Origin of the sequence: Neobacillus drentensis NBRC 102427 (genome assembly GCF_001591445.1) — a bacterium.
GTDB classification, from domain to species: domain Bacteria; phylum Bacillota; class Bacilli; order Bacillales; family Cytobacillaceae; genus Neobacillus; species Neobacillus drentensis.
Map to the genome: position 1 here is coordinate 1 of NZ_BCUX01000012.1, position 24613 is coordinate 24613.

General features: G+C 45.2%; 13 protein-coding genes. All 13 read left to right on the forward strand.

The genetic code is table 11. The features are described 5' to 3' along the window. The first annotated feature begins 627 nt into the window (after nucleotides 1-627). The 13 genes from BDR01S_RS07235 (at nucleotide 628) to BDR01S_RS07290 (ending at nucleotide 24611) form a co-directional block, all read left to right on the forward strand. Entirely contained in the window at nucleotides 628-3297 is a 2670-nt protein-coding gene (locus BDR01S_RS07235) for an endo-beta-N-acetylglucosaminidase (RefSeq protein ID WP_235846509.1), read from the forward strand. A 286-nt stretch (nucleotides 3298-3583) separates the two neighbouring features. Continuing rightward, nucleotides 3584-6409 (forward strand): endo-beta-N-acetylglucosaminidase, encoded by a 2826-nt coding sequence (locus tag BDR01S_RS07240; protein ID WP_169801418.1) that lies wholly within the window; start codon nucleotides 3584-3586, stop codon nucleotides 6407-6409. Between the two features lie 200 nt (nucleotides 6410-6609). Continuing rightward, nucleotides 6610-9315: an alpha-mannosidase gene (locus tag BDR01S_RS07245; protein ID WP_066250249.1), complete on the forward strand. Its 2706-nt coding sequence runs from the start codon at nucleotides 6610-6612 to the stop codon at nucleotides 9313-9315. 11 nt (nucleotides 9316-9326) lie between these two features. Next, complete coding sequence (locus BDR01S_RS07250) at nucleotides 9327-10658, forward strand: glycoside hydrolase family 125 protein (protein WP_066250253.1); 1332 nt, start codon at nucleotides 9327-9329, stop codon at nucleotides 10656-10658. Nucleotides 10659-10682: 24 nt separating this feature from the next. After that, complete coding sequence (locus tag BDR01S_RS07255) at nucleotides 10683-11294, forward strand: YesL family protein (protein WP_066250255.1); 612 nt, start codon at nucleotides 10683-10685, stop codon at nucleotides 11292-11294. A gap of 245 nt (nucleotides 11295-11539) precedes the next feature. Further along, entirely contained in the window at nucleotides 11540-13420 is a 1881-nt protein-coding gene (locus BDR01S_RS07260; RefSeq protein ID WP_066250258.1) for a beta-N-acetylhexosaminidase, read from the forward strand. A gap of 25 nt (nucleotides 13421-13445) precedes the next feature. Further along, nucleotides 13446-16556 carry an alpha-mannosidase gene (locus BDR01S_RS07265; protein WP_066250260.1) on the forward strand — a complete coding sequence of 1037 codons (3111 nt, stop codon included), beginning with the start codon at nucleotides 13446-13448 and terminating at the stop codon, nucleotides 16554-16556. Between the two features lie 99 nt (nucleotides 16557-16655). Continuing rightward, nucleotides 16656-17153 carry a PRD domain-containing protein gene (locus BDR01S_RS07270; RefSeq protein WP_082797337.1) on the forward strand — a complete coding sequence of 166 codons (498 nt, stop codon included), beginning with the start codon at nucleotides 16656-16658 and terminating at the stop codon, nucleotides 17151-17153. A gap of 174 nt (nucleotides 17154-17327) precedes the next feature. After that, nucleotides 17328-17465 (forward strand): hypothetical protein, encoded by a 138-nt coding sequence (locus tag BDR01S_RS25250; RefSeq protein WP_157406119.1) that lies wholly within the window; start codon nucleotides 17328-17330, stop codon nucleotides 17463-17465. Next, on the forward strand, nucleotides 17443-19764 hold the full coding sequence (locus BDR01S_RS07275) for a glycoside hydrolase family 84 protein (RefSeq protein ID WP_169801419.1): 2322 nt from the start codon (nucleotides 17443-17445) through the stop codon (nucleotides 19762-19764). Before BDR01S_RS25250 ends, BDR01S_RS07275 begins: the two co-directional genes overlap by 23 nt. 68 nt (nucleotides 19765-19832) lie before the next feature. Further along, nucleotides 19833-22406 (forward strand): glycoside hydrolase family 84 protein, encoded by a 2574-nt coding sequence (locus BDR01S_RS07280; RefSeq protein WP_082797339.1) that lies wholly within the window; start codon nucleotides 19833-19835, stop codon nucleotides 22404-22406. 237 nt (nucleotides 22407-22643) lie between these two features. Beyond that, nucleotides 22644-23573: an ABC transporter permease gene (locus BDR01S_RS07285; protein ID WP_066250266.1), complete on the forward strand. Its 930-nt coding sequence runs from the start codon at nucleotides 22644-22646 to the stop codon at nucleotides 23571-23573. 159 nt (nucleotides 23574-23732) lie between these two features. Continuing rightward, the gene (locus BDR01S_RS07290; protein ID WP_051633567.1) at nucleotides 23733-24611 is read left to right on the forward strand and encodes a carbohydrate ABC transporter permease; all 879 of its coding nucleotides are present in this window, start codon (nucleotides 23733-23735) and stop codon (nucleotides 24609-24611) included. Nucleotides 24612-24613: the final 2 nt, after the last annotated feature.

Below are 24613 nucleotides of genomic sequence, written 5' to 3' on the forward strand. Positions count from 1 at the left end.
CCCAGTGAGTCTCATTAAGATGCGTTGCGGTAAACATCCATCTGCGGGGTCCCCCCAGCCCCTCTATAAGCATAGCGATTTGGTCTGTATTTTTTATTGTTTAATCCAGGTTTATTCCATTTGGCAAATACTCCTTCTTTATGAACTAAGTATGTACTAGAAAGATGAAGTAAAGTTCATATTCAGTTCATAATGAGATTCTACTAATTATTAAGATTGATTAATACAATTTGCTGGATAGCCTTAAAGGGGCTATCCAGTTTTTTTTAACTTTCAAAGTATCAGTAAAATGAAATATCGAAATAGTGTCTGGGATCGTCAATCTGGGCTGATTACGGTCAACATAGATTCAGTTGCTTGTCATTGCCAGTCACTCACATCATGGGGATTTTTAATGGAAAAACCTTAGAGATAATGGAAAAACTAAATCACATTTTATAATTCATTGACGGAGAAAACCGCTCGGAATAAGATGGGAAAAAATGAGTCAAATGGGAATGACTGACGGAAAAAAATCATCGAAGGCAATTTTGACAGCGCTATCATTCTATAGTCCCATTCTGGGAAAGGGGAAGCATGCTTACATAAGCTTCAATATAAAAAATAGATAGAGAGCGAGGAGAAACAGTGAAAAATGTGAAAAAGGGCTTTTTGTGGCTGGTTTTCTTTTTGGGCATCTTTGTGATGGGGTTATCACCCAACACTAGCTATGCCAAACAGCCAGAATCATCTTATTGGTATCCCGAGCAATTATTAAATTGGACGCCAGAGAACGATCCAGATGCTGTGTTTAACCGCAGCCAAATTCCATTGGGCAAACGGGAAGTGTTATACAAAGTCAATGACAATGCCCAGTCAGATGCAAAGGTAGTAGCTTTGTCTGCACTCAACCCTACAACGAGTGGAGTACCGTCCCAAGGCGGGAAGGAATTTTTGGCGAATACCTTTAGTTATTGGCAATACGTCGACATCATGGTGTATTGGGCAGGTTCTTCCGGTGAAGGGATTATCGTGCCGCCAAGTGCAGACGTCATTGACGCTGCCCATAAAAATGGCGTACCGATTTTGGGAAACGTTTTCTTTCCACCGACCCACTATGGCGGAAAAGTTGCATGGCTGAACCAAATGTTGACCCAACGGGAGGACGGCTCATTCCCAGCGGCGGACAAGCTTCTTGAAGCGGCCCGCTATTACGGATTTGACGGCTGGTTTATTAACCAGGAAACCGAAGGAGGAGATGCCAAGACAGCTCAAAAAATGAAGGATTTCCTTGTCTATCTTCAGCAGCATAAGAGTGAAGGCATGCATATCATGTGGTACGATTCGATGACAAAGGACGGGAGGGTTAGCTGGCAAAATGCGTTGACCAATCAAAACAGCAGCTTCCTGCAGGATGGGGAGACACGTGTTTCTGACAGTATGTTTTTAAACTTCTGGTGGCGCAACCAGCAGTCTTCTGTTAATAAAGCTCAGGAAATTGGCAGAAGCCCGTATGATTTGTTTACCGGGATTGATGTGGAAGCAAATGGGACAAGCACTAACGTTCCTTGGGATGGGATATTCCCTGAGGGTAAAGCACCATTAACTTCTTTAGGCATTTATCGTCCGGATTGGGCCTTTAAAACGGCAAGCACTATGGAGGAGTTTTATCAGAAGGAGAATGAATTTTGGGTAGGAAAGTCCAAAAACCCTGCAGTAACCAGCAATAACGGGGCATGGAAAGGGATGGCCCATTATTTTACGGCTAAAACCGCGATCGAGGAGCTTCCTTTTGTGACGCATTTTAATACAGGAAGCGGCAAGTTTTTCGCTACAGATGGAACGACGGTAAGCAAACAGTCCTGGAATAACCGCAGTCTCCAGGATATCCTTCCGACCTGGCGCTGGCTGAAAGAGGGCGGGCAGGCTGTTAACGTCGATTTCGATTGGGATACAGCCTATTACGGCGGCAGCTCGTTAAAGCTTTCAGGAACAATCGAGGCAGATAACCCAACACATATTAAGCTTTATAAAACCAATCTGCCAATTCAAAAGGATACGGAAATCTCGCTGACATACAAAACAGATTTGAAAAAGCCAAACATGAAACTTGGAGTCAGCTTTACTGACAAACCCGACCAATTTGTGTTCTTTGATGTGAAAAAACTAACGGATCAACCGTGGACTACTGATTCATTCAAACTAAAAAAATACAGTGGTAAAAACATCGCAGCCATTTCGCTTTTGGTTGAAAGTGATAAGGATGAGAAAGATTTTACGACCAATATCGGAGAAATCAAGGTTTATAACAAACAGGAAAAGCACAATTCCATCCTTGCTCCGAACGATGCAAAGGTAAATAAAAATGAGTTTAATAAAGGAATCTATGCGGACGTTGCACTTACTTGGATGCCGTCTGATTCCGATGTGAGCCACTATGAAATTTACCGGAAGCTGCTGAACAATGAAAAAGAGTTTGTTGGTGCTACCCCTAATAAGGTGTATTACCTATCCAATCTGAAGAGAAGTGGCAAAGAAAGCAGCACCACGTTGGAAATTGTTGCGGTGAACAAAGAATTCAAACGCAGCGAACCGACATCGGTTACCTTCGATTGGCCGCCATATCCAAAGCCGGAAGCCGATTTTGGTGCCGATCAAACGGTAGCGGCTCCGGGGCAGGAAATTCATTTTCTTAATCGTTCATCAGAAGTAACAGAAGAGGTGGAATGGCACTTTGAAGGTGGAACCCCAGCAGTGAGTAATGAGGAAAATCCGGTCGTCACCTATGAAAAAGAAGGCGTCTACACGGTTACCCTGATCGCGAAAAACAGCGAGGGTGAAAGTGTCCTGACAAAAGAAGCGATGATTACCATTTCTGAAGCAGCCAAGGACATTCAAAATGTGGCATTGAATAAGACCGCGATCGCCAGTGGACAATGTGCTCCGTCTGAAGCAGCGAAGTATGCGTTCGATGGCAAAGACAACAGTAAATGGTGTGCATTGGGGAATGCTCCTCATTGGCTGCAGGTGGATCTGGGCGACCAGTTTGCCCTTTCCAAGTTTGTCATTCGCCATGCACAAGCGGGCGGGGAACCGCAAGCCTTTAACACCCAGGCATTTAGGATTGAAGTAAGCACGGATGGAGTCAATTGGACCGAAGCTGTTAAGGTTACGGATAATACAGCGGCTGTTTCAGAACACAGCATCGCGTTAACAAACGCACGCTATGTTCGTTTTTGGATTGACAAACCAACCCAAGGCGGCGATACGGCTGCGAGGATTTTTGAATTTGAAGTCCATGGATTTCTGAATCCATAACCATGACCATGTGGCCATGGGGACGGTTCCGCTAGCTTTTTCCAGGTGAACCTTGGGAGAAAGCCATGAGAACCGTCCCCGCGGCTTAATTAAGAGGAGGAGCAAGATGAGGAGAAATAGAAGCAAGTTGTTCGGCCGCATTTTATCTGTATCGGCTGCTTTCATGTTACTCGGTTCACTGGATGTCCCCGGGGCAAAAGCCGCCGTTAATGGGGACGGGACGGACATCGTCAATGAAAATTATGCGGACAGGCTCAGTCTAAAACCGCTGGCACCGGCCTTCAAGGTGGAAACACTTCTGAACTGGTCGCCTGAAAACGACCCGGATGCCGAAATAGACCGTGCCAGCATTCCGTTAAACAAAAATCGCTTTAAAGGTTCCCAGGTGAATCCGCTGGCTAATCCAAAGGCTGGCATCACCTCTGCTGCGATTACGAACTGGAATCATGATGAGGCCAGCTCTGTCGGAGGCAATGATTTTAATGTCTATGCTTTCGACAACTGGCAATTACTAGATTCCTATATTTACTGGTCAGGAACCAATGAAGGAATTTTTGCGATTCCTACACCGGATATCGTCGATGCCGCCCACCGGAATGGGGTGCCTGTTTATGCTACGCTTGGTTTCCCATGGGGCAAATCCGCTGAGGGAGTCGCCGAAATCGAAAAGTTCACACAGCAGAAACAGGATGGCAGTTTCCCAGTCGCTGACAAGATGATGGAAGTGGCGGAGTACTATGGTTTTGACGGCTATTTTTTCAATCAGGAAACGTCTGGTGTCAGCAAGGCCACTGCTGAACGCATGAATGAAATGATGCGCTATATTAAACGGAATTCCAACCTAAATGTCAGTTGGTATGACGCCCAAGACAATACGGGAGCCATCAACTATCAGGATTCCATCAACAGCAAAAATGACATGTATGTGAAACCGGCAGAAGATGGGGAATATGCCGTTGATGAGTTCTTTTTAAACTATAACTGGACAACCAGTAAGATTAACACCACCGTAGAGACGATGAAAGGCCATAATCGTAGCCCATTTGATGCCTATGCCGGTTTTGAAATTCAACAGAATTCATATAATACCAAAATTAATACCGATGCACTGCTCGATGAAAAGAAACAGCCGAAAGTTTCTATTGCCCTTTATGCGCCAAACTCGACCATGGGGTTAGCGGCTGATCCGGCTGACTTCCATGAAAAAGAAAAGAATTTATGGACAGGACCACAGGGAGATCCTACCCTGGCCAATGATTCGGCCGCTTGGAAAGGAATGGCGCGTTTTGTCACGGATGCATCTGTAATCCAATCCAAGCCATTTACAACAAACTTTAACAGCGGCCACGGAAAACAATACTTTGTGAACGGAAAAACTGCCAGCGGCCTTGAGTGGAATAACCGTTCCATCCAAGATATCATGCCGACGTGGCGCTGGTGGATCCGAGGTGAAGGCAGCAAAATCAAGGTTTCCTATGATTTTGATAAAGCCTATAACGGAGGCAATTCGCTGAAATTCAGCGGTGCGCTCGAAGCGGGTTCAGTCAATGACACGATGCTGTACAGCTCCAAACTTCCGGTTACGGACACAACCAAGGTCCGTGTTGTTTATCAAAACCAATCGGGAGCAGATGTGTCATTGGGTGTGGCCTATAGTGAAGACTATGCACAAAACAACATGAAATATTATCCGCTGCCTAAGTCGGGTGATGGCTGGCAGACAGCGGTTGTTGATCTTGGAAAGGATGCTGGGAAAACAGCCTATGCGCTAAGTCTGAAAGTCAACAACGCTGAAAAATTGGAAAACTACTCAATTCATTTAGGCGAGCTGTCCGTCTATGATGCCGCAGCAGCCGTGCTGACGAAACCTGCTGATGTGAAAATTATGGAAAAGATGCCGAAAACAGCCTTTGAGGCGGAAGCTCGCCTAAGCTGGTCCGAGCAGAAGAATGTCTTGCATTATGAGGTTTACCAGGAGAATGCTGATGGTGTGGAAACACTATTGGGCGTAACACCGAATAACTATTTCTATACACCAAATATTACGAGAACGATTGAAAATGCTTCGGCCGATAACATCACGAAACTGAAAGTGGTGCCGGTCAATCAGGATTATGTACGCGGTCAAGCCTCCACATTTTCTTTTGATTGGGGCATGGGGACGGATGCAACCGAGATTGAGAAAAACCCTACATCGCCGAATGTGGCGTTAAAGGCCAAGGTAACCTCTGTCTCAGCGGAAAATGCGGCAGAACCGGCCTCTAAAGCACTGGACGGAACAGCCCTCGCAAATAGTAAGTGGTGCGCAACCAATATGAAAACCGGTTATATGACGATTGATATTGGTGAAGAGAAAACGATCCGCCGCTGGCGTGTGGAGCATGCTGAATATGGCGGGGAAGCCAATAACATGAACACCGTGGATTTTGAGCTGCTTTATAAAAATCAAAACGGCGAATGGATCAGCGCCAAACGGATTACTGATAATACGAAAGCGGTGACAGATATAGTGCTTGATCAGCCGGTAACAGCAAGGGAATTCAAACTGCAGATTTATAACAGCGGTACTTCCCCTTGGGGAGCGATCCGTATCTATGATTGGCAAATGTTTGAAAGTGCTGCTTTGCCGAGAACAGAAAACGTGATGATGCATTTTGTAAAGGCGGAAAACACCGCAGGAGCTGAAGATAAGGTAACCATTGAAAGAGTGAAAAAAGGTCAAACCGTTCGATTATATAAGTCCTTGGATGCAAAGGATATTCTGGCAGAAAAGACGGCCGACCAAGACGGAACCATCGCCTTTGAACAGTTGGATTTCGGTACTGAGGCCGGAAGAATCTATTATACCGTCCAGCAGGAGGATGAAAGAGAAAGCCTAAGGTATAGTGCCGCTTACTTGAACGAAAAGGTAACGGAAGTCATTCGTCAAATCAATGCTCTTCCTGATGTGGATCAATTGACGTTAGCTGATAAGCATCGTGTCAACGACTGCAAAGTTGCCTACAACAAGCTTCATCCAACCTTAAGAAGCCAGGTTACAAACTATGACCGTCTAGTTCAATTAATGGATCGGATGGAGGAATTAAAAAAGGATTTTAATAATGGAAATTAAATAGAGAAGGGGGCAGCCTTCATTGCAGGAAAGCAATGAGCGGCTGCCCCCATTTTTCATGAACTATTTTTAGATACACTGTAAAATCCATAGGACTTACTTGTAATCTATTGCTCGAAAATCCTGGCTTGTTAAAATGAAATCAAAGAAAATGATAGCGTTTTCGTAAAACTTAAATAAAGGAAAGCGGGTAAGATTCAATGAAAAAAACTGCACATATTATCTCCCATTCCCACTGGGACAGGGAATGGTACTTGCCTTTTGAAAAGCACCGTTACTACTTCATAAAGCTGATGAATGAGTTGATCGACCAGTTCCAAAAAGAAGGAAATAGGTTTCAAGCGTTCCATCTTGATGGTCAGACCGTTCTTTTGGAAGATTATTTTGCCGTTCATCCGGAAAACCGGGAGACTGTCAAACAATTAATCGAACAGAAAAAGCTGCATATCGGACCGTGGTATGTTCTCCAGGATGCTTTTCTAACAAGCTCTGAAGCCAATGTCCGGAACCTGCAAATCGGTTTACATGATGCCAAAGCCTATGGGCCAGTCTCAAAAATTGGCTACTTTCCTGACACTTTCGGCATTTATGGGCAAGCGCCCCAGCTTTTAAAGCAAGCGGGGATTGATACGGCGGCCTTCGGAAGGGGCGTCAAACCGACCGGCTTTAATAACACGGTGTCGGATTCTCCTGATTATGAATCTCCTTATTCCGAGATGATCTGGAAATCACCGGACGGCTCGAATGTATTAGGCATTCTTTTTGCCAATTGGTACTCGAACGGAAATGAAATCCCGGTGGACGAAGCGGAAGCGAAGAAATTCTGGGATGTAAAGCTACGCGATGCCGAAAAGTATGCGTCCACCAATCAGTTATTGTTTATGAATGGATGCGACCACCAGCCGCTGCAAAAAACGATTCCGCAGGCGATTGAAACGGCAGCTAGTTTATATCCTGATTACACCTTTAAGCATTCCAGTTTTGATGAATATACAGAAGCGTTAAAAGAAGCACTTCCTGAGAAGTTGCAGGTCATTGAAGGCGAATTGCGCAATCAGCGGACCGATGGCTGGTCGACGCTTGTTAATACCGCATCCAGCCGGATTTATTTGAAGCAATGGAACAACCACTGTCAAACCCTTTTGGAAAAAATCGCCGAGCCGCTCGCGAGCATGGCCTTTTTAGCAGGCGGGACCTACCCGAGGGAATATCTCCGCTTTATGTGGAAGTCATTGATGAAGAATCACCCGCATGACAGCATTTGCGGCTGCAGCGTGGATGAGGTGCACCGCGAAATGGTGACCCGCTTTGAAACGGTTTCGCAAATGGGAGAGGTGTTTGTATCGGAGCAGGCATCGGAGCTTACTGGTAAAATTGATACCTCGAGCGCGCCAGAGGGCGGAATTCCCCTTGTTGTCTTGAATACAACGGGGTGGAGCAAAGACGAAGTCGTCACGAAAACAGTGGATCTGGAAAAGGTGTATTTTTCGCAAATGCATTTTGAAGAAATTCCAATCTATTTACAGGATAAAGAATTGCCTGCCTACAAGCTGGTCGATCAAGCCGGCAAGACCATCGAAAGTCAGCTTGAAAGCCCTGTGGTGGAGTTTGGCTATGATTTACCGGATGACAAGTTCCGCCAGCCGTTTTTTGCCAAATGGGCCAAGCTTTCCTTCTTTGCAGAAAATGTACCGGCATTCGGCTACAAGACCTTCTATCTTATTCCGCAGGAACAGCCGGACGGGCAGCGTCCAGAACACGCGGCGGATGGCGGCATGGAAATGGAAAATGAATATGTTCACCTTCTGTTTCATGAGGATGGCACCTATGATTTAACGAATAAAGCAACCGGCAGGACCTTCCATCGTCTAGGTATTTACGAGGACACAGGGGATGTCGGCAATGAATATATGTACAAGGAAGCAAAAGGACATGAGCCGATTATGACAAAGGATGTGCCGGCCGTATTCCGTTTGATTGAAAAATCACCGCTTCGAACCGAGCTTGAGTTTACGCATATGTTAACCATCCCGGTTTCAGCGGACGACCGATTAGCTATCGAACGGAACCGCTTGATTTGGCATAAGGAAAGAGAAGCAGGCAGATCGAAGGAAACGACGACCATTACACTGCGTACCGTTGCCACTCTCGAAAAAGGAATGAAGGGGCCGGCTTTCAAGCTGACCATTGACAATCAAGCAGCGGACCACCGCCTGCGTGTCCTTTTCCCAACAGGATTGCAGACGGAAACACACCAGGCCGACAGTATTTTCGAGGTTGTGACACGCCCGAATACACCGGAAAAGGAATGGGAAAATCCAAGCTTCTGTCATCACCAGCAGCGTTTCTCCAGCATTAACGGTGACGAAATGGGCTTAACCGTGGCCACGGACGGCCTTCAGGAATATGAAATCCTGCCAGCGGATGGAACAATTGCCCTCACCGTACTTCGTTCGGTTGCCGAGCTTGGCGACTGGGGCTACTTCCCGACACCGGAGGCCCAGTGCATCGGGATTCAAACAGCCGAGTGGCAAGTGCTCATGCATGAAAAAGATGTGGTTGCATCAGAAGCATTTGTGGAGGCTTATCAATATAAAGCTCCCCTTCAGGTTATTCAGACAAGCGCCCATGAAGGGACATTGCCAGCTGACCATCAGTTTGTGAACTGGGAGTCCGAGGGCCTTGCGTGGTCATCGATGAAAGTGGCGGAAGAATGTGATGACGTGATGATTCGCTGGTTCAATCCGGCGCCAACTAGTAAAAGTCTTACGGCATTCATCCCCACCCAGAAGGATTTTACATCTTACAAGAGTACGATACTTGAAGAACAAACCAATGATTCTAGCGATCAGTATGAAGTCACAGGCTATGAAATTATCACACTAGGTTTTCAACATAAGCGATAGGAGAGGGAAAAATGACAGTAGTAATTCCAGAATCGATGCAAAAACTGATCCAACATGTGAAGGAATGCTTTCCTGGGGACGAAAAATTACACCATATGTTCGAGCAATGCTTTGTTAATACGTATACCACGACGCTGAAAAAGCTGGAAGATGGAAAAACCTTTGTCGTCACCGGCGACATTCCTGCGATGTGGTTAAGAGACTCTGCGGCACAAGTGCGCCCCTATTTGCTGGCTGCAGAGGAGGATGAGGAGCTGGCCGAATTACTCGAAGGGGTGATTCGCCAGCAATTCGCCTTTATCCTGCATGACCCTTATGCCAATGCGTTTAATGAAACGGAGAATGGCAGGGGCCATCAAACCGATCTTACCGAAATGACTCCCCATATTTGGGAACGGAAATACGAAATAGACTCGTTATGCTATCCAATCCAGCTTGCTTATCTGTTTTGGAAGTCAACCGGCCGTACGGCTTATATAAAAGAAACGCTCCAAGAAGTGCTGGAGACGATCATTCATGTTTGGAGAACGGAGCAGGATCATGAAAACAAGTCTCCTTACCGGTTTGAACGGGCCGATGTGCGCCAGTCCGATACCTTGACCCGAGAAGGAAAAGGGGGGCGTGTGGTTCCGACGGGAATGACCTGGAGCGCCTTCCGCCCAAGTGATGATGCCTGCACATACGGATACCTGGTCCCAGCAAATATGTTTGCCGTTGTCGTGTTAGGGTATGCGGCTGAAATGTGTGATGAGGTGTTAAAGGATTCTTCCTTAAAAGAAGAATGCTTAAAGCTTCGTGAGGAAATCAGGGAGGGGATTGAACAATATGCGAAATTGGATCATCCGATCTACGGTGATATGTATGTCTATGAAACTGATGGGGAAGGCCGCGTTAATTTAATGGATGACGCCAATGTGCCAAGTTTGCTTGCGGCCCCGTATTTAGGGTACCAGCCATTTGATGATGAGACGTATCTCAATACACGCGAGTTTCTTTTGAGCAGGGATAATCCCTATTATTACGAGGGTAAATATGCAAATGGCATCGGCAGCCCGCATACGCCAGATCACTATATTTGGCATATTGCCTTGGCCATCCAGGGGATGACATCGGTAAGCGAAGCGGAGAAACAACAAATTTTGTCTTATTTTAAAAACACCGATGGCGGTACGGATTTTATGCACGAAGGCTTTAACGCCGACTGTCCGGAGGAATTTACAAGAGATTGGTTCGCGTGGGCCAACACGATGTTCAGTGAATTCGTGCTGAGTTTAACCGGTAAAGCTGTAAAAGGAAGTCCGCTTTATCATCATTTAATGAAAAATAACAGCAAGTTGGTTTAAGTTCATTGGAAAGGGTGGTGCCGTATGAAAAATGGTTCATGGATGATTGTTATTTGTGAATGGATATGGAGGGCAATCTCAGCAAATTTATGCTGGATTGCCTTTACCGCCTTGGGAATCGGGGTATTTGGCTTTTTCCCGGCAACGGTTGCCCTGTTTACAATCGTCCGTAAATGGCTGAGAAAAGATACCGATGTACATGTTTGGAAGACGTTTAAGCAGGTGTATTTTAAAGAATGGAAGAGAAGCAATGGAATAGGCCTTGTTTTTTACGGCATCGGCCTTTTTCTTTTTATCGATATCAGGATTACAGAGACCTTTATGTCGGGTGTTTTTGCCAGCTTCCTTTCAATCATCCTTTACATCCTGTTGATCATCCTAATATTGGCAGTCGGCCATTTCTTTGCCGTCTATGTCCATTATGTGCTTTCAAGTAGGGAATACATCAAACAGTCCTTTCTCATCACCTTAACGGGGCTGCCTTCAACTATCTGGATTGGCGCCGGTTTTTTGGTAATTGGCTACCTGATCAATCAGGTTCCCGGCCTCATCCCGTTTATTTCTGCGGTTGCCCCTGCTTATTGGATGATGAAGGTTTGTCTTATCCGGTTTTCTCGTTTAGAAAGGGTCTGTTAAAGGTAAAATGGTAGCGATTTCCGATTCGCTGATAAAAGTGTGAAATTCGCTGATAAATGCTCCGGATTCGCTGATAAAATCAAAAATTCGCCGATAAAACATAAAAATTCGCCGATAAATCTATCAAACTAGTTTTTCTAGTGTAAAAATACACTTTTATTTCGCGTTTTTGTAGTTAAAAACAACAAATTTGACGAAAAAAGCATGAACCAGATTGGAATTCGGAGAAAAAAGGGGGAATACAAGTGGAACTGTACTTAAAGGGGGACATATCTGCTGTCGCAGATGGTCTTGAGCTTGTTTCTAAACGATTAAAGATTCAACGATCTACTGATGGATATCCAATACAAGTGAAACATCAGCAAGGGCCGTTAAGGGTTGTGAATAGAAGCGGCCAGGGAGAAATTTCATTCGAAAAGCCGGTTCATTTTTTCCGGGCGATTGGATTGTGGCTGGAGAATCATCAAAAAAGCAGCGAATTCGATATAACCGAGAATCCACAGTTTAACATGAGTGGCGTGATGCTGGATGCATCGAGAAATGCGGTTCCCACCGTTGCTGACGTAGAGAAGCTTCTGCAGCACATGGCCGTCATGGGATTAGACACCCTGATGCTTTATACGGAGGATACGTACGAGGTGAAGGAATATCCTTATTTTGGATATATGCGCGGAAGATATACATTTGAGGAGCTCCAAGCATGTGATGAATATGCCGAAAAGCTCGGGATCGAAATGATCCCTTGCATTCAAACCTTGGGCCACCTGCGGGAAGCCCTGAAATGGAATTATGCCTCAAAGATCAAAGACACCGATGATATCCTGCTCGTGGATGAGCCCAAAACGTATGATTTTTTAGAGAGCTGTCTAAAAGCGGCCTCCGAGCCATTTCGGACCAAACGGATTCATATTGGCATGGACGAGACATTTCAGCTTGGCCTAGGAAAATATTTGGAGAAGCGTGGCTATGAAAAGCATATTGATCTCATGAATAGGCATCTGCAAAAGGTAATCGCTATCACCGATAAGCTAGGTTTGAAACCGATGATTTGGAGCGATATGTACTTACCGCTGTTTGCCGAAAACAGCCCTTATAAGGATGAAAGCGGCAGCATTCGGGAGGATATTCTTGAAGGGATTCCGGAGGTCGAGCTTGTTTATTGGAACTATTACCAGAAAGAACAAGAAGTGTATGAACGAGATTTTCAAAAACATAAGCTGCTCGGCTCCACGCCGATTTTTGCCGGCGGGGCTTGGACATGGAATGGACTGGCGCCGAACTATGGCAAGGCGATTGCGACAACAGAAGCGGCACTGGCTGCCTGTAAACAGGAAGGGATCGGCGAAATCTTTGTCACATTGTGGGGGGATAACGGAGCAGAAACGCCTTTTGCAACAGCTTACCCGATCATGCAATTATTTGCCGAACACACTTACCAAAAGGAAGTGTCTATTGAAAGGGTATCAGAGCGCTTTGAATTTTGCAGTGAGGGGCATTTTGCCGATTTTATGAATCTGAAATTATTGGATGAAACTCCGGGTGTCATGGAGGATAACATGAATACCTCGATGACATCGAAAGTGCTGCTTTACCAAGATAGTTTAATAGGCTTATATGATGAGAATGTCCGCGGTCTTTCTTTAGGGAAGCACTATCAGCAGCTGGTACCCGTGCTTGAAAAAGCCAAACAGGAGAATCCAGCCTGGGAAGCCCTGTTTGATTTATATGAACAGCTGGCGAGGGTGCTGTCTGACAAAGCGGAAATCGGCCTCAAGATTCTAGCGGCGTATCAGAACAACGATTTTGAACAAATGAAATCCATTCTTATGATTTTGGATCGAATCCAAGCGAATGTGGATCTTTTAAGGCAAAAGCACCGAAACGTCTGGTTTTCAGCGTATAAGCCATTTGGCTGGGAAGTGATCGATATTCGTTATGGCGGCGTCATTACCCGGATTGATTCCGTCAAATACCGGATTCAGGAGTGGCTTGAGGGAAGGATTCCCCGGATCGAGGAATTGGAAGAAAAACGGCTGCACCATGATGGGCCATGGGAAATCGTGGATGGGCTGGTAGGCGGTAATGTCTATCATCGGATCGTCACTGCAGGCAACTTTTCATTATAAAAACTAGTTATAACGAGGTGAAAGCATGTTTTTAACAGAAAGAAAATTTGAAGAGCGCATCAGGGAATTAGAGGGTTACCGGTACCGAGACCTTAAGGGAATTCATCAATTTTTCGCCCAGGAGGATGATGGTTCAATTGGTGCCTATCCACCGGCTGCGTATGATGAACAAAAGGTGATGAATATCGGTGACTACTGGAAAGGCCGCGATCGCTATATTTGGCTTCATGCCGAGATCGATTCTCATTTGCCATCTGCCGATCAGCAGATTGTAGGACTATTCTCGTTTGGAAAAACGGGCGGGGGCAATAATTCAGGCTTTGAATCCCTTTTATTTGTCAATGGTAAACCCTATCAGGGTGTCGATTCCAACCATGAAGAAGTACTCTTCGATGACCAAACGGCCAAGGGGCCGATGCGTTTGGATTTCAGGCTCTGGTCAGGACTTGAGGGTGGAGGAGTTCCGACAGAAAATGAATTTAAGCTGCAAATGGCCGCGATCGGCTGGCTGGATCGCCGGGTAGATAATCTCTATTACACCCTATTAGCTGCTTATGAAGTGATAAAAGAAACAAGTGAGTCGGATTCCGCCTATACCATTTTAAAAAAGTTGATTTCGGATGCCCTTCATTTGATTAATTGGACCGAGCCCGGCAGCCCTGAATTTTATCAGTCCTGTTATGCGGCGGAGGAAAGCCTGACAGAGGCGATTCAGTCCTTCACCAAATCATCAGACATCACCATCCATACTGTCGGCCATACCCATATTGATGTGGCTTGGCTTTGGCGGTTAAAAAATACACGGGAGAAGTCTGCTCGTTCTTTTTCAACGGTCTTGCATTTAATGAATCAATTCCCTGAATATTTATTTTTGCAAACACAGCCTCAGCTCTATGACTATATCAAAACGGATTATCCCGAGATTTACGCTCAAATAAAGGACAGAGTGGCTGAAGGCAAATGGGAAGCTGGCGGAGCGATGTGGCTTGAGTCGGACTGTAATATTCCGAGCGGCGAATCGCTTGTCCGCCAAATCCTGCACGGGAAGAACTTTTTTAAAGAAGAGTTTGGCGTCGATTGCGAGTATTTATGGCTACCGGATGTGTTCGGCTACAGTTGGGCGCTGCCACAGATCTTAACAAAATCAGGCATTAAAACAATGATGACGACCAAAATTAGCTGGAATCAGTATAACCGGATGCCGCATGATACCTTTTACTGGAAAGGAATCGATGGTACCGAGATTTTAACGCATTTTATTACGACGCCGGAGCCATGGAATTCTCCGGACTCTTGGTTCTATACGTATAATGGTTATATTTCCGCGAAAACGGTGAATGGCGCTTGGAAGGGCTATCGTGATAAGGAGTTATCGAAAGATTTGCTTCTTTCCTATGGATATGGTGATGGCGGCGGCGGCGTCAACCGGCATATGCTTGAAATGCGCCGCAGATTTGATGCGCTGCCAGGGATGCCGAAGGTGAAAACGTCGACAGCCGGGGAATTTTTTAACAAGCTTCACGAGAATGTTGCCGAATCGGATGGCTATATCCATAAATGGGATGGCGAGCTGTACCTCGAGTACCACCGGGGCACTTATACCAGCCAGGCGTTTATGAAGCAGATGAATCGAAAATTGGAGCTTCTATACCGACGGGCGGAATTCCTCACATCATGGCTTTCTGAAAACGGCCAATGGATGGGAACGGACGAGCTGAAAAATGGCTGGAAGATCATTTTACGCAATCAATTCCATGATATTATTCCTGGTTCCTCTATCCATGAGGTGTATGAGGATGCTAAAGAAGAATACAAGGAAGCGCACGAGCTAGTTCGAAACGTGGAATCCCGTATCATTGAGCACGGAATCGAACAGGATGACCGTTCTGTCGTGCTCTTTAATGCCACTCACCACCAGGGGAAGAAAAATGTGGCGGTCCAGCAATTTGCCGATTTTGCCGGAGGCGTTTGGAAAAACAGCAAGGGAGAAATTTTAACCCATCAAAAACGGGATAACGGCTGGCTGATTGAGGTCGATACCCTTCCTTCCTTTGGGGCCAAGACGTTATATTTTGAGCCGGTGGCAGCCGTTCAGGAAATGAATTCGAATTTCAGCTATCAGGACCGGAAATTGGAAACGCCGTATTACCGAGTTGAATGGAATGAATTTGGCCAAATGACGTCCCTCTTTGATAAGGAAGCAGGCCGTGGGGTTCTCGCTGAGAATCAAAAGGGGAATATCTTGCAAATTTTCGAAGATAAGCCGCTTGCCCATGATGCTTGGGATATCGATCTCTTTTATCAAGAAAAAATGGAAGAAATCCGTGATTTAATCAGATTTGAAGTCGTGGAAAATGGGGAATTGACGTTTACGATTCTTGCTAAGTGGACTTATCATCATTCTGAAATCTCCCAGCGGATTGTCTTTTATCAAAATGATCGCCGCATTGATTTTGAAACAACGGTGGACTGGCATGAAAAGAGAAAACTGCTGAAGGCTGCTTTCCCAGTGGATATCCGTGCCACCGAGGCCACTTATGATATTCAATATGGAAATGTGAAGCGCCCGACTCATTGGAATACAAGCTGGGATATGGCTAAATTTGAAACGGTCGGCCATCAGTGGGCCGACCTGTCAGAACCAGACTATGGGGTAAGCCTACTGAACGATTCCAAATATGGCTACGACATTAAAGAACATATCATGCGTATCACCCTATTAAAATCAGCGATTCATCCTGATCCACAAGCAGATCAGGGAACCCATTCGTTCGTTTATTCGCTTTACCCGCATATCGGGGAATGGCGCAAAGCGAAAACGGTGGAGACAGCGTGGGATTTGAACGATCCTGTTGTGGCTTCTGAAGGGAAATGGGCAAAGGAAGAGTCTTTCCTCGAAATGGATTCGGACCATGTTTGGATTGATTCTATTAAGCCGGCCTATGATGGCAACGGCATCATTATCCGCTTGCACGAATATGAAGGACGAAGAGGCAAGGTTTCTCTGGATGTTGCCAGAGGCATCACCTCATGGGTGGAGACCAATTTGATGGAAGAACCAATCGGAGAAGAATCGGCATCACCTATTGAGGTTGAAATCAAACCGTATGAGATTAAGACTTTTCGAGTTTTATAGGTTTGGAAATCCGAGAGCAAGTGACGGTAACACAATGTTTTAACTGTTTTTGCTATGTAACGAGCTCAAATGGTCAACGACTGTTTAAGGAGGTGGCTAATGAGGTTAAAGAAAGTTCTGAATAACAATGCTGTCTTAGTAACCGATGGCGATGGGGAGAAGGTCGCGTTTGGAGCTGGAATTGCGTATGGAAAGAGGAAAAATGATCTGATTCATTTTCAGAAGGTTGAAAAGCTGTTTGTCATGAAGGAAAATGAAAAGCTGCAACAACTCTTGAGTCGTATTCCAGAAGAACACTTTATTATTTCAGAAGAGATTATCTCCTATGCAGAACAATACCTTGGCAGCAAACTGAGTGAGCACATTCATATCGCTTTAACGGATCATGTGTCATTTACAATAGAGCGCATAAAGCAAGGCATTCATTTAAAAAACGAATTATTAAATGAAATAAAAATCTTATATAGCAAAGAATATGAAATTGGTCTTTGGGCAATAAACCGAATTAAGGAAAAGTGTAATATTGATGTGACAGTGGATGAAGCGGCTTTTATAGCTCTTCATATCTATACAATGAGGCTTCAAGGAGCGGAGTGATATTAATTCCACTCAATAATTTGAACATATTTCCTTATTTTTGAAAAATAGGATGTTTGACCCTATGAACCTTATACACTATTGTCTATAATGCCCCATATAGGGACGAATAACGATTTCGCATGTTACTGATACGATCAGGCAGGGCGACGCTTTGTAAGGAGGACTTCCTCCTTGCTTGGTGTTGTCCTGCTTTTTTTTGTCGAATCGATGGAAGCGGTTACTAATAAACCGGAACATCTTGAAATACGAGATTCGTCCCTAAGAATTCAAAATGATAGAAGAAGAGGTGGCAAAGGTGGCAAAAAGTAAAGCATTAAAGGCAGTTGTTTCAGCCTGTTTGGTATCAGGGTTATTGGTCCCGCTGAATATTCAAGCAGCAGGAAAAGCAAAGGCAAGTGAAACCTACGAAATGACTGTATCCCCCATCCCGAAATCGTTAGAACAAACAGACAAAGGTTTCCCGCTGAATCCAAAAGTAGGATTGGTTACTGAAAGAGGAACCGATCCTGCGGCGATTGCTGAATTGAAGCAAGCCCTAAAGGAGGCAGGTGTTACCACCATTGTGGAGAGTGATATCAAGTCCCCTAATCTCCAGGCACCCGTCATCATTTGGTTGGGGGAATTCTCCGACCCGGACGAGCTGAAAACCATTCAGCAGTCCACTGGCCTGGAGGATTTGGTAATGACAAAAAAAGAGGGGTATATTGTCTCCTCCAAGCACGGCACCAAGGATAAAAAACATATTGTTATTTCCGGACATGATGAGGCAGGGACGTATTACGGGACCCAAACCTTCGAACAAATCATTGTCGAACGGAAAGGAACTGATTGGATTCCTGAGGTGGAAATTAAGGACTGGCCTACGATGCCAATCAGGGGCTCAATAGAAGGCTTTTATGGTGCGCCATGGTCACACGAGGATCGCTTGCGTCAGATCGCATTTTACGGTGAGCATAAGATGAACAGCTATATTTATGCTCCGAAGGATGACCCTTACCACCGGGAAAAATGGAAGGAGCCGTATCCTGCGGATAAGATAGCGGAGCTTACCGAACTAGTCCAGGCCGCACAAGAAAACCATGTCGCCTTTACATTCGCAATTTCGCCGGGGAATACAATCACATATTCCAGTGAGTCGGACCTGAAGGCATTGATTCAAAAGGCCCAAGCCATGTGGGATATCGGCGTGAGATCGTTTGCCTTATACCTTGATGATATTGACCCGAGCCTCCATTCCCCTGAAGACAGGGCGATGTTTGGCGGAGATCCGAACCCGCCGGCAGCGGCACAGGCGTATCTATTAAATCGATTTAACGAAGAATTTATTAAAAAACACAACGGTGCGGAGCGCTTAATCACGGTTCCGACAGACTATTATCAGGCGGGAACCACTCCTTACCGGACACGTTTTGCTGAGCTGGTTCAGTCTGACATTATTGTTCAATGGACAGGAATTGGTGTCGTGGCTCCTACGATTACGTCACAGGATGCCGATAAAATTCATGCGATTTTTAAACACGATTTGCTGATTTGGGATAACTACCCGGTGAATGATTTTGATCGCAACCGCTTGTTCCTAGCGCCGCTGACGGGTCGGGATTCGGATTTAACGCCTGAACATGGTGTGATTGGCTTAACAGCCAATCCAATGAATGAGGCAGAAGCTTCAAAAATTCCACTGTTTACCGTTGCCGATTATACGTGGAACCCTGAAGCCTATGACCCGGCTGATTCGCTGAAGCGGAGTCTGAAGGAATTTGCCGGAGCAGCCTATGAACCTTTAAATCTCTTTGTGGAAGCCTCGTATGCTACGAGTCTCAATAACAACCGGGAGCCGGTTTCGGAAAGAGTAAAGCCGCTAATCGAGCAATTTTGGCTGGCAGAGGAAGCAAAGGACAGTCAGGCAGTTTCCGTTGCTGGCAAGGCCTTGTTACAGGAATTCGGCAAGATGGAGCAGGCCGCTAAGCAGCTGCGGGAGCAGGTGGATAATCCGAACTTCTTGAAGGAGGTCGCCGGGTATTTAAATAAGCTGGAGCTATATGGACAAGCAGGTGAGTCGGCCGTTAACATGGTGCTGGCGGGGCAGAGTGGGGATACGGCTATGGCTGCTGCGGAGCGCATGGTGCTCCACCAATCGATGACAGCGATAAACGAAATCCCGCAGAAGCTGAGTATAGGCGTGGTTCCGACCTTTCTGGAGCGGGCGCTTAACGGGAAAAATATAGCGGAAGGGAAAAAAGCTGACGCTTCTTCGAGTGAAGTCAGCTGGCTGACGCCAAACCTGGCCGTAGACGGGAACAACAATACTAGATGGGCCTCCTTGTACACTGATAATCAATGGCTCAGCGTCGACCTTGGGCAAGTGTATTCCATTGATAAAGTGAAATTATACTGGGAATCTGCCTATGGAAAACAATATAAAATTCAAGTGTCAAACGACGGAAGTCAGTGGACAGATGTTTACACAGAGCTAAACAGCAACGGAGGAACCGATGAAATTCAGTTCCCTGCCGTCGAAGCTCGATACGTTAAAATGCAAGGCATCAAACGTTCAAGCAGCTGGGGCTACTCTCTGTACGAATTCAGCGTCTTTGCATCACAAAACTAAGATATGGTAACGTGGGGGACGGTTCAAGAACCGTCCTTACGGGAAGCGATTTGAGGAGGATAAACAGTATGTCTTTTTTTAAACATGGAAAACAGGTGATAGCGGTTTGTGTTACGTTCGGGCTGTGTACTCTGTCAGCGTTTCCAAATGGAACCGGACAGGCTTCGGCGGCAGGCAGAGGAGACCTTGCCTTGAATCCAACACCGCAGGAGCTAAAAATATCAGATAAAGGGTTTCCCCTGACACCAAGTGTCGGAATTGTGGTAGGCAAGAAAACGGATGAACAAGCTATCAACGAAGTTGTTGAGGCATTGGAGGCTGCGGACGTAAAACATATTGTCCGTATTCATGCCGGGGAGAAGGTAACAACCCCTGTTACCATCTGGGTCGGCGGGCCTTCGGAAAATAAGGATTCAGACGCTGTCTTAGATCAGATGGGAGTAGTAGGACCTGAATCTTTAAAGGATGAGGGATATGTACTGGTATCCAAGCAAAAAGGAAAGAATCAGATTGTTCTTGCCGGGAAGGACAAGGCGGGAACGTATTATGCGGCCAAAACGTTCAAACACTTGATTCAAAAGCGGGAAGGAAGAGATTGGATTCCGGAGGCAGAAATTCATGACTGGCCGGAAATGCCGATTCGTGGCTCCATCGAAGGGTTCTATGGCCCGCCATGGACACATGAGGACAGAATCTCCCAGCTGGAATTCTACGGAGAAAATAAACTGAATACGTATATTTACGCTCCGAAGGATGATCCTTATCATCGCGAGAACTGGCGTGATCCTTACCCAGAGGCGGAATTAGCGGAAATTACCGAGCTGATTGAAAAGGCCAAAGAGAATCATGTGAAATTCACCTTCTCGCTGTCCCCTGGTCAATCCATCTGCTATTCCGGGGATCAAGATTTCGCCTTGCTAGAAAAGAAGATGGACACGATGTGGGACTTGGGTGTCCGCTCCTATGCGATTTTTCTAGATGATATTGATATGAACTTAAGCTGTCAGCAAGATCGGGAAAAATTTGCAGGAGATACAAATCCGGTTGCTGCTGCACATGCTTATCTGTTAAATCGGTTTACAGAAGAATTTATCAATACCCATGAGGGGGCCGAGCGGTTGATAACCGTTCCGACGGATTATTCCGGAAACGGGCCATCTCCTTACCGTGATCGATTTGCTGAATTACTTGACAAGGACACGGTTGTTATGTGGACAGGTCAAAAGGTTGTGTCAGAGCAGGTCGCTGCCCAAGAAGCGGATGAGGTTCACGGAGTATTTAAACACGATATGTTATTATGGGACAATTACCCAGTAAACGACTATGACCGGAATAGCTTGTTCCTCGGTCCCCTTGTAGGACGTGATACTGATTTATCCAAGCATGGAGTTGCAGGGTTAACGGCAAATCCAATGAACGAAGCCGAAGCTTCCAAAATTCCTTTGTACACGATTGCGGATTATACTTGGAATCCGGAGGCCTATGACCCAATCGATTCATGGAAGCGCAGTATTCAATCCTTTGGTGGAGAGGCCGGAGAAACGCTTAAAACCGTAGCGGAGAATATGTATTCCTCACCGATTAATACCACAGAGTCCCTTACTTTAACGCCATTGATCGATGCGTTCTGGAAGGCCTATGTGGCAGGTGATGCCGATCAAGCAGCAGAACAGTTAATCGCTGAATTTAAAAAGATTCAGCATGCTCCAGCTAAACTTCAGCAGGAAATGGACAATAAAAAGTTCCTTCAGGAAATAGAACCTTATTTAGAAAAAGTAAATATCTATGGTAAGGCGGGGGAAACGGCTGTTCAATATATGATGGCTCAGAAAAATGGCCATACCGACCAGGCTGCTGCATATAGGAAACAGCTGATTACCTTGTTCAATCAATCCGAGCAGATCCCTCAAAAGGTGGGGCAGGGTGTCATCAAACCATTCTTAGTGAAAAGTGCTTTAGTGGTACCGCCATTAGAACTTACACTGCGGCCGGTCATTGATCAGTTCTGGAAAGCGTATGATAGCGAGGGTGGCAGCCAAGAAGCCGAGCAGTTAATTACTGAATTTAAAGAGCTGCAGCAAATTCCAGAAACTATTCGAAAAGACATTGATAATGAAGCATTTTTAACTGCCATTGATCCTTACCTTCAGAATCTTACCGTCTATGGTGAAGCTGGAGAAGTTGCTGTTCACTATTTAATGGCTGACAAAAACGGACAGAACGATGAAGCTAATTCGTATAAAGATACCTTAAAAACCTTAATGATGCAGGCGTATCAACAACCGCAGGAAATTGGAAAAGAGGTTATTAAGCCGTTCTTAATCGATAGCATGTGGAGAGACCTTGATGTGGTCGATTATCGAATGTTAGATGGGGTAAATAAATCCCGTGGAGCTGGCCAGCTGATTCAGTATACGCCTGTCTATGGAGAGACGACCCGAACAAACCCATGGGGATATGAAATCACTGTAGAAGATGGGAAAGTGGTTAAAAGAGGTGGGAATAATTCTGCCATTCCGAAAAACGGATATGTCCTAAGCATTCACGCAAATGACTGGCTGCGGGACAATACCACGATCGGAACATCCATTCAAATCGAAAACGGTGTCGTTTTGGTTATATCCCCAGAAAAGACAAACTAGCAGCAGAAGCTGTTTAGTGGCAAGGTTTCTCTGGAGATGAAGACTTTTCGAGTTTTAGAGGAAAAAAATGAACCGACTGGGGCTGCCCCAGTCGGTTATTGACTTTTTTTGACTAAATGTTGTATGATTCTAAGATTTTTGCACCTAATCCCAAATTAGTCAACTATAATTAGGTCTCTTTTCCCTATAAAATAAAGGTATGGAAGTGCTTACATAACATTCGGAAGGAGGAGAAACATGAAAAGGATATTAAGTGATCTCTATAAAAATCGAGTTTGGCTGCTTATGGTGTTACCAGGAACAATTTGGCTGCTCCTATTTTCGTATTTGCCGATGTTTGGACAGGTATTGGCCTTTAAAAAGTTCCGAATTGATCCCGATGGATTTTTTGCCAGCGTCATGAATAGTGAATGGGTTGGCTTTGACAACTTCAAATATTTATTTAGTACAAATGATGCCTGGATCATTACCAGAAATACCATCCTCTACAATCTTGTCTTTATCATATTAGGGCTGGTAACGGCAGTTGCAACAGCTATCTTGCTCAGTGAGTTAATCAATAAGAGGCTGTCGAAGGTTTACCAAACTTCTATCTTGTTCCCGCATTTTATTTCATGGGTTATCGGCAGTTATTTTGTCTTCACTTTCTTAAGTACGGAACACGGCTTGTTAAATCATATTCTTGGCTGGTTGCATGTCGACCCTATATCGTGGTATAGCGAATCGAAATATTGGCCATTTATTCTCGTATTCATGAGCATGTGGAAGGGCGTTGGTTACGGCAGTATCGTTTACTTAGCCTCCATCGTCGGGATTGACCGGACGTATTATGAGGCAGCGATGATTGATGGCGCTTCAAAATGGAAGCAGATTAAACATGTTACCCTGCCAATGCTTAAGCCATTAATGATTATCCTGACCATCATGAATATTGGGCGGATCTTCAACTCAGATTTCGGATTGTTTTATCAAGTGCCAAGAGATTCGGGAGCTCTATATGGGGTGACAAATGTAATTGATACCTTCGTATACCGGGGTCTTATGAATCTGGGGGATATCGGCATGAGTACGGCTGCAGGTCTATACCAGTCGGCTGTTGGATTTATCCTCGTGATCATTACCAACTACATTGTCCGTAAAGTGGATGAGGAAAGTGCCTTGTTTTAATGTTCATTTCTTTACGAAGGGAGGAAAAGTCGCCCGGCGGCTAATGATATGCCAAAACTAGAACAAACCCAATCAACGCTTCTTATTTCAAAACCAGTAGAAGAAATAAAAGAGGGGAAGCCTAAGGTCATCAGGAAGAAGTATCGGAACCCTCAACATATGCATCCGGCCGCAAATGCTATTATTAGTGTGCTGCTTGGGATTCTCGCATTTACGTGTATCTTTCCTTTTATCTATGTCATAATCATTTCGTTTACCAGTGAGGAAAGTATAGTCAGGAACGGTTTTCAATTGATCCCGAAGGAATGGAGCTTGGATGCTTATCATTATCTCTGGGGTATGAAGGAGTCCTTTTTCCGCTCCTATGGTGTCACAATTTTTATTACAATTATCGGTACCATCATCAGTGTGTTCATGATTACCTTTTATGCCTACGCGATTTCCAGACCGCAATTTAAGTATCGAAGATTTTTCACGTTTCTAGCATTCTTTACGATGCTTTTCAGCGGCGGACTGGTGCCTACTTACATCGTTGTCACCCAGTTCCTGCATTTGAAAAATTCCGTTTGGGCACTGATTCTGCCCCTTGCGATGAATGCGTTTTACATTATCATCATGAGAACCTTCTTCTTAAAGTCCGTTTCTGAATCGATATTGGAATCGGCAAGAATCGATGGGGCAAGTGAATGGAGAATCTTCTTCCAAATCATCTTCCCGCTTTCCTTACCGGGAATTGCCACAATTGCCTTGTTCAGTACACTGGGTTATTGGAATGACTGGTTTACAGCCTTGCTTTATATTGATAACCCTAATCTGGTGCCGCTTCAAGCTTTACTCATGAAAATTGAGGCAAATCTTGAATTTATGAGAAAAAATATGGATGTCGCTATCATGCAGACAAGTTTATTTGATACGATTCCGCAAGAATCAGCCAAAATGGCTATGGTTGTAATCGCCACCTTACCGATCGCAGTCTCGTACCCGTTCTTCCAAAAGTACTTTATTAGCGGACTGACGATTGGCGGCGTTAAAGAATAATC